Origin of the sequence: Sphingomonas sp. Leaf407 (assembly GCF_001425385.1) — a bacterium.
Taxonomy (GTDB): Bacteria; Pseudomonadota; Alphaproteobacteria; order Sphingomonadales; family Sphingomonadaceae; genus Sphingomonas.
Genome location: NZ_LMQO01000001.1, coordinates 529,132 through 543,144, shown reverse-complemented (window position 1 = coordinate 543,144; position 14,013 = coordinate 529,132). Strand labels below are relative to the sequence as shown.

The 14,013-nt window shown below is 66.6% G+C and carries 14 protein-coding genes; 5 read left to right on the top strand and 9 right to left on the bottom strand.

Features of this window, described 5'->3' with window-relative positions; translation table 11 throughout:
* Nucleotides 1–153: 153 nt before the first annotated feature.
* The 3 genes from ahcY to ASG37_RS02515 all read right to left on the bottom strand — a co-directional run bounded on the left by ahcY (nucleotide 154) and on the right by ASG37_RS02515 (nucleotide 3,098).
* Nucleotides 154–1,563: an adenosylhomocysteinase gene (ahcY, locus tag ASG37_RS02525; RefSeq protein ID WP_055755755.1), complete on the bottom strand. Its 1,410-nt coding sequence runs from the start codon at nucleotides 1,561–1,563 to the stop codon at nucleotides 154–156.
* A gap of 97 nt (nucleotides 1,564–1,660) precedes the next feature.
* Nucleotides 1,661–2,485 carry a sterol desaturase family protein gene (locus ASG37_RS02520; RefSeq protein WP_162233446.1) on the bottom strand — a complete coding sequence of 275 codons (825 nt, stop codon included), beginning with the start codon at nucleotides 2,483–2,485 and terminating at the stop codon, nucleotides 1,661–1,663.
* Between the two features lie 52 nt (nucleotides 2,486–2,537).
* The gene (locus ASG37_RS02515; RefSeq protein ID WP_055755751.1) at nucleotides 2,538–3,098 is read right to left on the bottom strand and encodes a YqgE/AlgH family protein; all 561 of its coding nucleotides are present in this window, start codon (nucleotides 3,096–3,098) and stop codon (nucleotides 2,538–2,540) included.
* A gap of 100 nt (nucleotides 3,099–3,198) precedes the next feature.
* On the opposite strand from ASG37_RS02515, the gene ASG37_RS02510 reads away from it, so the two are divergent.
* From ASG37_RS02510 to ASG37_RS02500, 3 genes are all read left to right on the top strand, one after another.
* Nucleotides 3,199–3,681, top strand: a complete 483-nt coding sequence (locus ASG37_RS02510) for a peroxiredoxin (protein ID WP_055755749.1) — start codon at nucleotides 3,199–3,201, stop codon at nucleotides 3,679–3,681.
* A gap of 88 nt (nucleotides 3,682–3,769) precedes the next feature.
* Entirely contained in the window at nucleotides 3,770–4,072 is a 303-nt protein-coding gene (locus ASG37_RS02505) for a hypothetical protein (protein WP_055755746.1), read from the top strand.
* Between the two features lie 72 nt (nucleotides 4,073–4,144).
* Nucleotides 4,145–5,596, top strand: a complete 1,452-nt coding sequence (locus ASG37_RS02500; RefSeq protein ID WP_055755744.1) for an AMP nucleosidase — start codon at nucleotides 4,145–4,147, stop codon at nucleotides 5,594–5,596.
* A 6-nt stretch (nucleotides 5,597–5,602) separates the two neighbouring features.
* Here ASG37_RS02500 and ASG37_RS02495 read toward each other — a convergent pair whose 3' ends face one another.
* The 5 genes from ASG37_RS02495 to ASG37_RS02475 form a co-directional block, all read right to left on the bottom strand.
* Complete coding sequence (locus ASG37_RS02495; protein ID WP_055755743.1) at nucleotides 5,603–6,970, bottom strand: porin; 1,368 nt, start codon at nucleotides 6,968–6,970, stop codon at nucleotides 5,603–5,605.
* 65 nt (nucleotides 6,971–7,035) lie between these two features.
* Nucleotides 7,036–8,448, bottom strand: coding sequence for a dihydrolipoyl dehydrogenase (gene lpdA / locus ASG37_RS02490; protein WP_055755741.1), 1,413 nt, complete (start codon nucleotides 8,446–8,448; stop codon nucleotides 7,036–7,038).
* Between the two features lie 58 nt (nucleotides 8,449–8,506).
* Complete coding sequence (locus tag ASG37_RS02485; protein WP_055755739.1) at nucleotides 8,507–8,896, bottom strand: acyl-CoA thioesterase; 390 nt, start codon at nucleotides 8,894–8,896, stop codon at nucleotides 8,507–8,509.
* Nucleotides 8,889–9,107 (bottom strand): hypothetical protein, encoded by a 219-nt coding sequence (locus ASG37_RS02480; protein ID WP_055755737.1) that lies wholly within the window; start codon nucleotides 9,105–9,107, stop codon nucleotides 8,889–8,891. The genes ASG37_RS02485 and ASG37_RS02480 overlap by 8 nt, the downstream gene beginning before the upstream one ends.
* A gap of 2 nt (nucleotides 9,108–9,109) precedes the next feature.
* Entirely contained in the window at nucleotides 9,110–10,474 is a 1,365-nt protein-coding gene (locus ASG37_RS02475) for a pyruvate dehydrogenase complex dihydrolipoamide acetyltransferase (protein WP_055755735.1), read from the bottom strand.
* Between the two features lie 129 nt (nucleotides 10,475–10,603).
* Here ASG37_RS02475 and ASG37_RS02470 point away from each other — a divergent pair, with 129 nt between their 5' ends.
* Together ASG37_RS02470 and ASG37_RS02465 are read left to right on the top strand one after the other, a co-directional pair.
* Nucleotides 10,604–11,059 carry a universal stress protein gene (locus ASG37_RS02470; RefSeq protein WP_055755733.1) on the top strand — a complete coding sequence of 152 codons (456 nt, stop codon included), beginning with the start codon at nucleotides 10,604–10,606 and terminating at the stop codon, nucleotides 11,057–11,059.
* 409 nt (nucleotides 11,060–11,468) lie between these two features.
* On the top strand, nucleotides 11,469–12,758 hold the full coding sequence (locus ASG37_RS02465; protein WP_055755731.1) for a M20/M25/M40 family metallo-hydrolase: 1,290 nt from the start codon (nucleotides 11,469–11,471) through the stop codon (nucleotides 12,756–12,758).
* Between the two features lie 21 nt (nucleotides 12,759–12,779).
* On the opposite strand, the gene ASG37_RS02460 is transcribed toward ASG37_RS02465, so the two are convergent.
* On the bottom strand, nucleotides 12,780–13,889 hold the full coding sequence (locus tag ASG37_RS02460; RefSeq protein WP_055755729.1) for an RcnB family protein: 1,110 nt from the start codon (nucleotides 13,887–13,889) through the stop codon (nucleotides 12,780–12,782).
* Nucleotides 13,890–14,013 lie beyond the last annotated feature (124 nt).

The window sequence follows — 14,013 nt, the reverse complement described above, 5'->3', positions numbered from 1 at the left end:
CGAGCCGGTCGTCGGGAGAAAGGGGCGGCGTCACATCGGACGTCGCGCCTGTCGCCCTTCCGAGCGATCCGCGCGGTCGGGCGCAACGAAAAAGGGCCGGCCACCCGATATGGTGGCCGGCCCCTTCGATACTCGACGCGATGCCGCGCCGGATCAGTAGCGGTAGTGATCCGGCTTGAACGGCCCTTCGACCGGCACGCCGATGTAGCCCGCCTGCTTCGGCGTCAGCTTGCTGAGCTTCACGCCCAGCTTTTCGAGGTGGAGCGCCGCGACCTTTTCGTCGAGGTGCTTGGGCAGGACATACACTTCGTTGTTGTACTGCTCGCCCTTGGTCCACAGCTCGATCTGCGCCAGCACCTGGTTGGTGAACGACGACGACATGACGAACGACGGGTGGCCGGTCGCGCAGCCGAGGTTCACCAGACGGCCCTTGGCGAGCACGATGATCTGCTTGCCATCGGGGAACTTCACCAGATCGGTGCCCGGCTTCACTTCGTCCCACTCATAGTTGCTGAGCGCGGCGATCTGGATCTCGCTGTCGAAGTGGCCGATGTTGCACACGATGCTCATCGGCTTCATCGCCGCCATATGCTCGGCGGTGATGACGTCGGCGTTGCCGGTCGCGGTGCAGAAGATGTCGGCGCGGGTCACGGCCTCTTCCATCGTCACGACCTCGAAGCCCTCCATCGCCGCCTGCAACGCGCAGATCGGATCGACTTCCGTGACCATCACGCGCGCGCCGCCGTTGCGCAGCGACTGCGCCGAACCCTTGCCGACGTCACCGAAGCCCGCGACGCAGGCGACCTTGCCCGCCAGCATCACGTCGGTCGCGCGACGGATCGCGTCGACCAGCGATTCCTTGCAGCCGTACAGATTGTCGAACTTCGACTTGGTGACGCTGTCGTTGACGTTGATCGCCGGGAACGGCAGCTCGCCCTTCTTCGCGATCTCGTACAGGCGATGCACGCCGGTCGTCGTCTCTTCCGACACGCCCTTCAGGTTCTTGACCGTTTCGGTCAGATAGCCCGGACGCTTGGCGATATAGGCCTTGAGCGCGCGCTGGAACTCGACTTCCTCTTCGTTCTCCGGCTCGCCGAGCGTCGCGCCGGCTTCGAGCTTCGCGCCCCACAGCGCGAACATCGTGGCGTCGCCACCGTCGTCGAGGATGATGTTGGCGGTCTCGTCGCCCCAGTTGAAGATGTCGCCGACATAATCCCAGTAATCGGCAAGGCTCTCGCCCTTGATCGCGAACACCGGAATGCCCTTGGCGGCGATCGCGGCGGCGGCATGATCCTGCGTCGAGAAGATGTTGCACGTCGCCCAGCGGACGTCGGCACCGAGCGCGGTCAGCGTCTCGATCAGCACGGCGGTCTGGATCGTCATGTGCAGCGAACCGGTGATCCGCGCGCCTTTCAGCGGCTGCGACGCGCCGAATTCCTCGCGCAGCGCCATCAGGCCCGGCATCTCGGTTTCGGCGATCTCGATTTCCTTGCGACCGAAATCGGCGAGGCCGATGTCCTTGATGACGTAATCGGTCTGCTTGTCAGCGATGGCGGTGGCCATGGGAACTCCTGCGCGTGGGGCCATGGGCACGCCCATGGCGAATGCGCGGCCTCTACTAAGCCAATGGTCGAAACGCAAACCCTATATAAAGATTTCTTTATATCCGCTGCGCGGCCACCGGCCGCTCGACGTTCCGGCCGACCGCGCGATCGTAATAGGCCGGCAGCATCACCCAGTCGCGCAGGGTTCGCGGCTGATCGACCTCGGCGATGCCGGTATCGGGCCACTCGTCGCGCGCCGGCATCCATGCCGTGCCGAACAGCCGGTCCCACAATGTCGTGAACGCGCCGAAATTGCGGTCGAAATGTCGCTCCTCGACCGAATGGTGGATGCGGTGGAACCGGTTGTCGACCAGCACCGCCGCCGCCGGGCCGAAATGCCAGCGGGTCGGCGAATGGATGAACTGCGACTGGAGCTGCATCAGCATCAGCGCGACCGGCACGACCGGTGCCGCCTCGCTGGCGATCAGGCTGGTCGGGATGGCGATCAGCAGCACCTGGAGCAGCGGTTCAACCGGATGATGCCACGCATTGACCGCCGACATTTCGCGGATCGAATGATGCACCGCATGATAGCGCCACAGCCATCGATGCTGGGCACGGTGGCACCAGTAGAAGAAGAAGTCGTACACCAGCGCGCCGAGGATCGGCGCGACGACCACCGCGAGCGGTCCCGCCCACCGCGCGCCGGTCGGCAGGACGACCAGCGGCGGAACGCCGATCGTCGCCCAGATGCCGCGAAACAGCGCATAGGTCAGCGAACTGATCGCCAGCCAGATCGTCCAGAACAACAGCCCGTGCAGACGGCCGCCGACCGGGTAGCGGCTGCGCGGCGCGAGGAGTTCGATCGCGGTGACGATCGCGAAGCTGACGCCCCAGACGTGGAGCGATGCGACGAACGCGGTACGGGCCTGGTCGAGCAACGGTAGCACGCCCGGCGGCGTAGCACCGGAGCGTTGACGAAAACTGAAAGGATCAGGCCGTCCCGCCCTCGGGTGCCAGCAATTTCGGGTCGATTCCTGCGCGGGTGAAGCCCGCCTTCCAGCGGCCCTGCGTCGGCACGTCGAACAACAGCGCGGCATCGCCCGCGACGTTCATCCAGCCATGGCGCGACAGTTCGGATTCGAGTTGTCCTTCGCTCCAGCCGGCATAGCCGAGCGCGATCAGGAAGCGGCCCGGCCCGTTCCCTTCGGCGATCGCGCGCAGTACGTCGACCGATCCCGATAGCGCCCAGCGCCCGGCGACGTCGATCGTGTCCTGCCCGCCCCAGTCGGCATCGTGCAGCACGAAGCCACGCCGCGGCTCGACCGGCCCGCCCATATGCACCGCGACGTCGGGGGCCGCGCCCGGTTCGATGTCAAGCTGGTCGAGCAGCGTGTGCAGCGTCAACCCGTCGATCGTATCGCCGATGCCGACCCCCATCGCGCCGTCCGTGTCGTGGCTGCAAATGGCGATGGCAGCGTGATCGAACCGGCGGTCGCCGATACCGGGCATCGCCAGCAATATCTGTCCGGCTAGGAATCGCGTCTGGTCCATGGTCCGTGCGACGCTACCGTGCGGCACGACCGAGCGCCATGCTTGAAAACGGCGCGCGCCGCACCCAAGCTGCCTGTATCCCCCGTACCCGGAGACACGCATGACCATCCAGACCGGCGACCGCCTGCCCCATGCCACGCTCGCCAAGGTAACGCCCGACGGCCCCGATCAGGTGACGACCGGGGATTTCTTCGCGGGCCGCACGGTCGCGCTGTTCGCCGTGCCCGGTGCCTTCACCCCTACCTGCTCGGCCAAGCATCTGCCGGGCTTCGTCGGACAGGCGGCGGCGTTTCGCGCCAAAGGCGTCGACGAAATCGCCTGCACCGCGGTCAACGACGCCTTCGTGCTCGCCGCATGGGGCAAGGCGAACGACGTCGACGCCCGCGTGACGATGCTGGCCGACGGCAACGGCGATTTCGCCCGCGCGCTCGGGCTGGAGGTCGATTCGTCGGCCTATGGCATGGGCGTGCGGTCGAAACGCTATGCGATGCTGGTCGACGATGGCGTCGTTCGCCTGCTCCATGTCGAACAACCCGGCGCGTTCGAGGTCAGTTCGGCGGAGCATCTGCTCGCGTCGCTGTGACCCTGTCCGACGATCGGTACGGAACCGTACGACGACGATCGAGTTACGGAATGGTTACGCAACCATATCGAAGCGACAAGGAGCCATCATGACCAAAGTGCCCCCGGCCGATCCGCTGGCCCCGACCGAAAAGACGCTGGGCGAAAAGGCGTCCGAAGCGCTCGCCTCCACCAAGGAAAGCGTGAGCGACGCCGCCGCCCGGTCGCGCGACGCGGTGGCCGGTGCCGCCAAGTCGACTGCCGAGACGGTCAAGGCGCATCCCGGTGCCACCGCCGCGATCGTCGCCGGTGCCGCCGCCGCCATCGCCGGTGCCGCCTTCGGCGCATCGAAGCTGATGGAAAAGAAGCGCGAAGCGGATGCCGAACCGACGGTTCCGCCCCCGGCCATCTGATCCCCGGCCCCGGCACGCGCCCATCGCGTGCCGGGGCTTGCGTCGCACCGCGCGACGCCTTAGCCACGGTCGATGACGCAGGCTTCCCAGATCGTCGCCGAACTCGATCGGCTCTACACCGCTTCCGTCGCGCGGCTGCGCGCGGCACTCGACCGCTACCTGACCGATGGCACGCCGCCATCGTCGTCGGCGCGGATCGACGGATCGTTCGCCTATCCCGAAATCCGCCTGACCTATCGCGGCGGCAGCGACCGCCCGACGCCGTCGCGCGCCTATGGCCGGCTGACGACGCCTGGCGACTATCGCATCAGCGTGACCAAGCCGGCGATGTTCGCCGCCTATCTGACCGAACAGCTCGACCTGCTGATCGCCAACCATGACGTCAGCGTCGAAGCGGCACCGGGGCGGCAGGAAATCCCCTTCCCCTATGTGCTCGACGCCGGTCATGCGCTCAGCCTCGACGCGGTGTCCGCCACCGAACTGGCGCGCCATTTCCCCGCGACCGAACTGGCGCATATCGGCGACGAGATCGCCGATGGCCTGTGGGCGACGCAGGACGATCACCGCCCGCTGGCACTGTTCGACGGGTTGCGCACCGACTTCTCGCTCGCCCGCCTGCGCCACTATACCGGCACCCCGCCCGAACATATCCAGCGCTATGTGCTGTTCACCAACTATCACCGCTATGTCGACGAATTCGTCCGCTGGGCCGGCGAACAGTTGAAACCCGCCGCCGATGGCACGCCCAGCCGCTATACCGCGCTGTCGGGGGCGGGCGGTGTGCTGGCGACCGCCGACGACGATGCCGAACGCATGGTCAGCGACAGCGCGTGGCGGCGGCACCAGATGCCGGCCTATCACCTGATCGCGCCCGACGGCACCGGCATTACCCTGGTCAACATCGGCGTGGGGCCATCAAACGCCAAGACGATCTGCGATCACCTCGCGGTGATGCGTCCCGAGGCATGGCTCATGATCGGCCATTGTGGCGGCCTGCGTCCCAGCCAGCGGATCGGCGACTATGTCCTCGCCCACGCCTATCTGCGCGACGACCATGTGCTCGACGACGTGCTGCCGCCGGAAATTCCGGTCCCCGCCATTGCCGAGGTGCAGGTGGCGATGGCCCGCGCGGCGGAGATCGTGTCGGGCCAGTCGGGCGACGAGCTGAAACAACGCCTGCGCACCGGCACCATCGTCACCACCGACGATCGCAACTGGGAATTGCGTTTCAGCCGCTCGGCGCTGCGCTTCTCGCTGTCACGCGCGGTCGGCATCGACATGGAATCGGCGACGATCGCCGCGCAGGGTTATCGCTTCCGCGTCCCCTACGGCACGCTGCTGTGCGTCTCCGACAAGCCGCTGCACGGCGAACTTAAACTGCCAGGCCAGGCCAACCGTTTCTACGAACGCGCGATCAACGAACATATGCGCATCGGCATCGAGGCGTGCGAACAACTGCGACTGGAAGGCGCACGGCTCCACAGCCGCAAGCTGCGCGCGTTCAACGAACCGCCGTTCCGGTAAGCCGCTTCAATAATTCCACTGCAACTGGGTGCGCAGGAGGCTGCCCTCCGCGCGCCCGGTACGCCGCTCGTCGGCCTCGGCGCGGTCCATCTCGGCATAGGCGATCGTCAGTTCGAGCGGCGCGAACGGCTGGAATTCGATGCCCAGTTCGACTTCCTCGGTATCGAGCGGTGGGGCATTGAGCGCGGCTTTCCACCCGCCGCGATAGCGCTGCCAGCGGGCATAGGGCATGAACGGTCCGAGCGGGGAATGCTTCACCCGCGCCATCGCCTGGACATAGCCACCGCTCAGGTCCCGGTCGACGATGCGGCGCAGGCTGCGATCATATTCCGCCCCTCGCCCCCAGTTCCACTCGGCCTGCAACCCGAACGGCTTGGGGTACAGGATGGCATGAAGCGCCACGCGCTCCTCGGTGAACGGCGTGGCGCTGACCCCGCCGCTGCGCACTTCGGGCTGCACCCGGTTGTGCAGCGCCGATCCGCCCAACTCGACCACCTGTCCGCCGACCGCGAACGGCCATGTCGCCATCGCCGTCACCATCACCGCATCGTTGGTTTCCTCGCGATTGACCCCCTGCCCGTTGAACAGCCCCAGGCCAAAAGCCCCGTAATTGCCGAACAGTTTCTGACCATCGGCGTTCAGTGCGTCCCAGATCGCCTGGGTCCGCGCCGGGGTGTAATAAGCGATGACGCCAATATCGCGCTCGCTCGGCACCGCGCTGTTGATCGCATCCGCCCGGTCGAGCGTCAGGCGGTTGCCCGACGATTGCAGGTTTTCCCAGCCATAAGGAATTTTCGACTGGCCGAAGCGCAGCCGGAAACGCTTATCCTTGTCGAGAAACACATCGGCATAGGCGTCGCGCAACTGCACGAAGCTTTCGCGCCGCTCGCTGACCGACTGGTTGGCGACGTTCTGCGCGAAATCGGGCTGGAGGTAGAAGGATACCCGGTCGTTGAGATCGCCCTGCAACACCAGCCGGATGCGGCGGAAGGTGAAGCCGGTGTCGTCGCCGATCCCGCCGTCATGCACCGACCGCAGCCGGGCGATGCCGTCGGGCGCGGTGCGATCGCCGGAAATGATCTCGTTCAGCCGCAACTGGGTATAGCCGCGAACGCTGATCCGCTCATACCATGGCTTGCGCTTCGGTGCGGCGGGCGCGGCGGCAAGCTGTGGCGGGGGGGCAGAAACCACCGCCGGTGCTACAGTCGGAACGACGGCGACCGGTGCCGTGATCCGTGCCTGCTGCGCCTTCATTTCGGCGATGACCGCCTTCAACTCGTCGATCTGGCGCTGGAGTTCCTGCACCGTCTGCGCAGCGGCAGGCGGAGTGGCCATGAGCGATACGGCCAGGGTCGCCGGGAACAGATGCTTCATGGACCCGCGCCATGCCGTTGGGCACCGGCGCGGGTCAAGCGGTCAATATGACGTTGGCGTTACAGTTACATGTGCAGCGTGCGGCCGTAGGCGCCCAGCACCGATTCGTGCATCGATTCCGAAATCGTCGGATGCGCGAACACCGTCTCGGTCAGCTCCTTCTCGGTCGTCTCGAGCTGGCGGGCGATGACATAGCCCTGAATCATCTCGGTCACTTCCGCGCCGACCATGTGCGCGCCGAGCAGTTCGCCGGTCTTGGCATCGAACACCGTCTTGACGAAGCCTTCCGCCTCGCCGAGCGCGATCGCCTTGCCGTTGCCGATGAACGGGAATTTGCCGACCTTGACGGTGTAGCCGGCTTCCTTGGCCTTCGCCTCGGTGAAGCCGACGCTCGCCACCTGCGGACGGGCATAGGTGCAGCCGGGGATGTTGTTCTTGTCCATCGCGTGCGGATGAACGTCCTTGTTGCCCAGCGCCTTGGCGATCGCCTCGGCGGCGATCACGCCCTCATGGCTCGCCTTGTGCGCCAGCCACGGGGCACCGGTCACGTCGCCGATCGCCCAGATGCCGTCGACGTTCGTCTTGCCATAGCCATCGGTCTTGATGTGGCCGCGCTCGGTTTCGATCTTGAGCGCTTCCAGCCCGATATTCTCGGTATTGGGAACGATGCCGATCGCGACGATCGCATGGCTGAACTCGGCCTGTTCGACCTTGCCGTCCGGCCCCTTGATCGCGGCCTTGACGCCCAATGCGGTCGCTTCGAGTTTTTCGAGGCCCGACTTGGTCCTGATCGTCATGCCCTGCTTGGTCAGCGCCTTGTGCATGAACTCGCTGACCTCGGCGTCCTCGACCGGCATGATCCGGTCGAGCATCTCGACGATGGTCACGTCCGCGCCCATGTCGTTATAGAAGCTGGCGAATTCGACACCGATTGCGCCCGATCCGATGACGAGCAGCTTGGTCGGCATTTCGGGCGGCACCATCGCGTGGCGATAGGTCCATATCTTGGAACCGTCGGCCTTCGCGAACGGCAGATCGCGGGCGCGGGCACCGGTCGCGACGATGATGTGCTTGGCTTCGAGATCGGTCTTCTTGTCGCCCTGCGCGACGGTCAGCTTGCCCTTGGCCGTAATGGTGCCGATGCCCTCATGCACCGTCACCTTGTTCTTCTTCATCAGCCCCTTGACGCCGGCATTGAGCTGGCCCGCCACTTTGCGGCTGCGGTCGACCACCTTGTTCAGATCGAACGCCGGCTTCTCATTCGACAGGCCGTATTGCGCGGCGTGCATCATGTAATGATAGATTTCGGCCGAGCGCAGCAGCGCCTTGGTCGGGATACAGCCCCAGTTGAGGCAGATGCCGCCCAGCCGCTCGCGCTCGACGATCGCGACTTTCAGGCCCAACTGGCTCGCACGGATCGCCGCGACATAGCCGCCGGGGCCGGACCCGAGCACGATGAGGTCGTAAGATTCAGCCATCACTTTGCCTTTATGCTCGATGCTGCCCGGTCGAGCAGCGTGATCCAAGAAATGAAATTCAGGCGTCGATCGGCCTGGGTTTGCGGTCCGCGTCGATCGCGACGAACACGAATCGCGCCTGCGTCACCCGGTCAAGCGCCTCGCCGAAGCGGTCGCGACGCCATGCCTCGACCTCGATCGTCATCGACGACCGGCCGACCTTTATCAGATCGGCATAGACCGACACTTCGTCGCCGACCGCCACGGGGGCGTAGAACTGCATCGCGTCGACCGCGATCGTCACCGCCCGCCCCTTTGAATGGCGCGCGGCAACGAGGCCGGCGGCCATGTCCATCTGCGACATGATCCAGCCGCCGAAGATGTCGCCATAGGGATTGGTGTCCGCCGGCATCGCGGTGACGCGGAGCGCGGGCTGGCCGGTCGGCGGCGTGGCGCTGTTCTCAACCATCGCGGTCCGCTCCCTTCGCCCGTTCCTCGGCGATCGCGCGCTGCACCTGCCGCATGCCCAGCAGCGCGACGACCGCCATCGATACCCATGTCACCAGCCAGATGTCGCGCCGACCCAGCGGATAGGACCACGCCGACAGCGACCCGATCGCCCATGCCGCCGCGAGTCCCGCGACGGCAGCGACGATCTCGGTCAGCAGCCGGGCGCGCACGGTCAGGCGATCAGGCCCAGCGGCGATTCCACCAGTGCCTTGAACAGCTTCAGCATCTCGGCACCGTCGGCACCATCGATCGCCCGGTGATCGAAGCTGCCGGTCGCGGTCATCACCGTCGCGACGCCCAGCGCGTCGTCGACGATGTACGGCCGCTTCTCACCGGCACCGACCGCGAGGATCATGCCCTGCGGCGGGTTGATGACCGCTTCGAACTGCTTGATGCCGAACATGCCCATGTTCGAGAGCGACGCGGTGCCGCCCTGATATTCCTCGGGCTTCAGCTTGCCTTCCTTGGCGCGACGGCCAAGGTCCTTCATCTCGGTGCTGATCTTCGCCACGCCCTTGTTGGCGGCGTCGCGGATGATCGGGGTGATGAGGCCGGTCGGCGTCGACACCGCCACCGACACGTCGGCGCGGCTGTACTGCACCATTTCGTTGCCGAGGAAGGTAACGTTGCACTTCGGGCTGTTTTCCAGCGCGACGCCCAGCGCCTTGATAAGCAGGTCGTTGACCGACAGCTTCACGCCGCGCGCATCGAGCGACTTGTTCAGATCGCCACGCAGCTTGAGCAACGCATCCAGACGGATGTCGACCGTCAGATAGATGTGCGGCACCTGCTGCTTCGATTCGGTCAGGCGACGCGCGATCGTCTTGCGGATGTTCGACAGCTTCTCGACCGTGTGCGGGATCGAATCGTCGAACCACACGGCGGCGGGCTTGGGCGCTTCGGCGGCGGGCGCCGGTGCGGCTGCGGCGCTCGGCGCGGGAGCGGACACGGCGGCTTCGGCCTTGGGCGCGGTCTTTTCGCCGGGCTTGGCGCTTTCGACATCGGCCTTGACGATACGGCCGTTCGGGCCGCTGCCGGTCACGTCGGACAGGTCGAGGCCCTTGTTGGCGGCGATCCGGCGGGCGAGCGGGCTGGCCTTCACGCGACCGCCATCGCCCTGCGCCGCGCCGGCACCGGCGGGACGGCCATGATCCGACGTGCCGGCGGGCGCGGGCTGCGCCTCGCTGCCGGTCTTGTTGGGATCGGTGGCGTCGGGCTTGCCCTTGAACTGGTCATCGGCGGGCTGCGGCGTTGCCGACTTGGCGGGAGCGGCGTCGACTGCCGAAGCGTCCTCGCCCTCTTCGAGCAGGATGGCGATCACCGCGCCAACCTTCACATTGTCGGTCCCTTCGGCGATCAGCACCTTGCCGATCACGCCTTCGTCGACCGCCTCGAACTCCATCGTCGCCTTGTCGGTTTCGATTTCCGCCATGATGTCGCCGGATTTGACGGTATCGCCTTCCTTCACCAGCCATTTGGCCAGCGTCCCCTCTTCCATCGTGGGGGACAGGGCGGGCATCTTGATCTCGATCGGCATGGGGCAGATTGGTCCTCTCAGGCTCGTCGCGCCTCTTCGCCGCCGGGCGCGTCCGGGTCAAGCCCTGCGCGCCGTCTTGCGTGAGCGGCAGGGTCGTGCGCATGAATATCGGCTTAAGGGGAGCGATGGATGCGGACCTATCTGGTGGTGGTCGACGAGAACCCGGAAAGCGCGGTCGCGCTGCGCTTCGCCGCCCGCCGCGCGGTGAAGACCAACGGCGGCGTCGAGGTGCTGGCGCTGGTCGAACCGCAGGAGTTCGCGCCGTGGGGCGGCGTGCAGGCGACGATCGAGGAGGAAGCCAAGGAACGCGCCGAGGCATTGTTGCAGGCGGCGGCGGGAACGCTGATCGCCGAATCGGGGCTGCAACCGCATCTGACCGTACGGATCGGTGATGGCGCGCGAATCGTGCGCGAGATGATCGCCGCCAATCCCGAGATCGCCGCGCTGGTGCTGGGCGCCGCCGCGACCGGTGCGCCCGGACCACTGGTCAGTCATTTTTCGGGCACCGATGCCGGCGCGCTGCCGGTGCCGGTGATGATCGTCCCCGGCAGCCTCGACAGCGACGCGATCGACCGGCTGAGCTGATTCGTTCGGGCGGGGTTCAGGTAGAACCGCTGAAGATGAATGGTGGGAGATGCCGTGCGGGGGAGAGCCGCGGAACGCCATTCGCGCTCGATCCCCCGCAAGCTGCTGCTGTTTGCCGGAATTTCCGGCCGCATCCTCTATTATTATCAGCGCAGCGCTGGCGAGAGGTCCGTTAGCGCCACGCGCGCACAAAAAAAAGGGCCGGCGAAGCCGACCCTGAAAGTTTTTAGGAGAGGATGCCTGAAAGGCACAGTCGTTGTGCATCGCACGCGGTCCGTTAGCAATTGCAAAAAACGAAACCAAACATTCTATTTCTGCATCAACCCTAGTTCGATAGTAGGTTTTGGCATGCCATGGGTATCGCATGAAACCGGTTGAGCTTCGCGACGCGCGGCGGCATCCTGTTCAAATGCGCCACTTTCTCCTGCTGCCCGCCCTTGCCCTTTCGTTCCCTGCGATCGCCCGCGATGCCCCCCGCCCCGAACGGCTCCGTGCCGATGTGGCAACGCTCGTCGGATTCGGCACGCGGCACACCGCGTCGGACCCCGATCATGCGACCCGCGGGATCGGCGCGGCGCGGCGCTGGTTCGCCGATGCGCTGACCCGGATTGGCAGCACCTGCGGCAATTGCATCACCGTCGCCAATATCGCGCGGGGCTTTTCGGGACCGCGCGCGCCGAACGGGGTAAACGTCGTCGACGTGCTGGGCTTTCAGCAGGGTCGCGATCCGAAACGAGTCGTGATCGTGATGGGCCATATCGACAGCCGCGTCAGCGACGTGATGAATGCGACCAGCGACGCGCCCGGTGCCAACGACGATGCGTCGGGCGTGGCGCTGGTGCTGGAGACGGCACGCATCCTGTCGAGGGAAAAGTTCGACGCGACGATCGTCTATGCCGCGCTGTCGGGCGAGGAACAGGGGCTGTGGGGCGCGCAACTCCTTGCCGACACCGCGAAGGAACGTGGCTGGACCGTTACCGCGGTGCTCAACAACGACATTGTCGGCAATACGATCGGGCAGGACGGCCGCCGGATCGCCGACCGGGTGCGGGTCTTTTCCGAAGGGATTCGCGCGTCCGAATCGATCGAGCAGCAGATCGCGCGGCGTGCCGCCGGCGGCGAGGATGACGGCCCGTCGCGGGCGCTGGCCAAGACGGTGGATACGGTCGCCGCCACGTTGCCCGGCGGGCTCGATGCGTTTCTCGACCGGCGGCCCGACCGGTTCGGGCGGGGCGGCGATCATGAACCGTTCCTCAAACTCGGCTATCCGGCGGTCCGCTTCTCGGTCGGGGTCGAGAATTACGATGCCCAGCATCAGGACCTGCGCCGCGACGGCACCCGTATTTATGGCGATACGATCGACCGGATGGACTTTCCCTATCTGGCGAAAGTGACCGCGCTGAACGTCGCGACGATCGCCCGGCTGGCCGCCGCCCCGGCGGCACCGGCCACCGCGTCGATCGAGGGGGCGCTGGCGACCGATACGACGGTGCGCTGGGCCGCGGTGCCGGGTGCGGCGGGCTATCGCATCCGCTGGCGGCGCAACGACGCGCAGGACTGGCGCGAAAGCCACGACGTCACCGGCACCGAGGCGGTGCTCAAGGGCGTGATCGTCGACGATCATTTCGTCGCAGTATCCGCGCTGTCCGCATTGGGTGCGGAGAGCATCGCGACCTTCGCCGGGCGGGGCAGCCGCTGAACGGCCGCCCCGCCCGCCCGGTCAGCAGCGGCAGAGCGTCTTGGACGGCCGCGCGCGATAGGTCGCGCGGCGCTTGACGGTGCGTGGGCTCGAATAGGTCACGATCTCTTCGGTCGTGGTCGTCGTGGTGACGGTGGGCGAACCGACCGTGACCGTCGTCACCGTCGCCGGCGGATAATAATAGCCGTTTGCGACATAGCCGCCCGCCGCGCCATAGCTGCTGGTCGTGGTGGTATAGCCACCGACCTGCGGATGCGTTTCGACATAGCCGCCGCGCACCGGGCCGCGTTCGACATAGCGGCGCTCGACCCGGCGGTCGTACGACCGGCCGATTGGCTGCACCTGTTCGCGTGGGGGCGCATAGACAACGTCGGGCGCGCCGCGATCGTCGTAATAGCCGTCGTCGGGGGCAACCGGCACGTCGTCGCCCAGCACGGCATAGGGCGCGCCATATTCGGGCGGCGGCGGGGGCATGCGGCGGCCGCGATCTTCCGCGCGGTCGATCGCGGTGCCGGCCAGCGCCCCTACCCCCGCGCCGAGGATCGTGCCGCCCAGCCGGTTGCCGCGTCCAGCGATGACGTTGCCCGCCACCCCGCCGACGACCCCGCCGATCACCGCACCGCCGACGCCGTTGTCGCGGCGGGTGACGACGCGCTCACCCTCGTACCGGTCGTCGTAATAGCGATCGTCGCGGACATAGCGTCCGTCGTCGCGTGCATCCCAGTCGATGCCGCCGCGATAGTCGTACACCCGGCCATCGCGATCGGCGAGCACGGCGTCGTCATAATAGCGATACCAGCCATAGCCCGCCTGCGGCTGGGCGAGGCCGTAGGTCGACCAGTCCTGGACATAAAAGCTCGGCGCGACCCAGTAGCGCGGCATGATCCAGCCGCGCGCCGGCTGGCGATAGGCGTTCCAGCCGCCCGGCGCGTAATGGCCGCCGTACCAGCGCCCGCGCACCTTGCCGCCCCAGCGCGGACCGGGCAGATTCACGCGCGGATGGCCGCCGGGCACCATGCGGGGCGCATGCCCCCGCTGGCCATGGGCGACGACCTGCGCATCGGCCACGCCGGTCGGCAGGGCGGTCGCGGCGGCAAAGGCTATGGTGGCGGCGATCAACGGCGTGCGCATCGGCCAAACGGCTCCCTGATTGGCTGCGGGCTGGAACCGCCCGCGAATATGGTTGCCGAAACCTTACCACGCGCGCCGGTTCCCCGCCAACGCGGCAAACGTCGCGGCGATCGTCCCGCCTTGG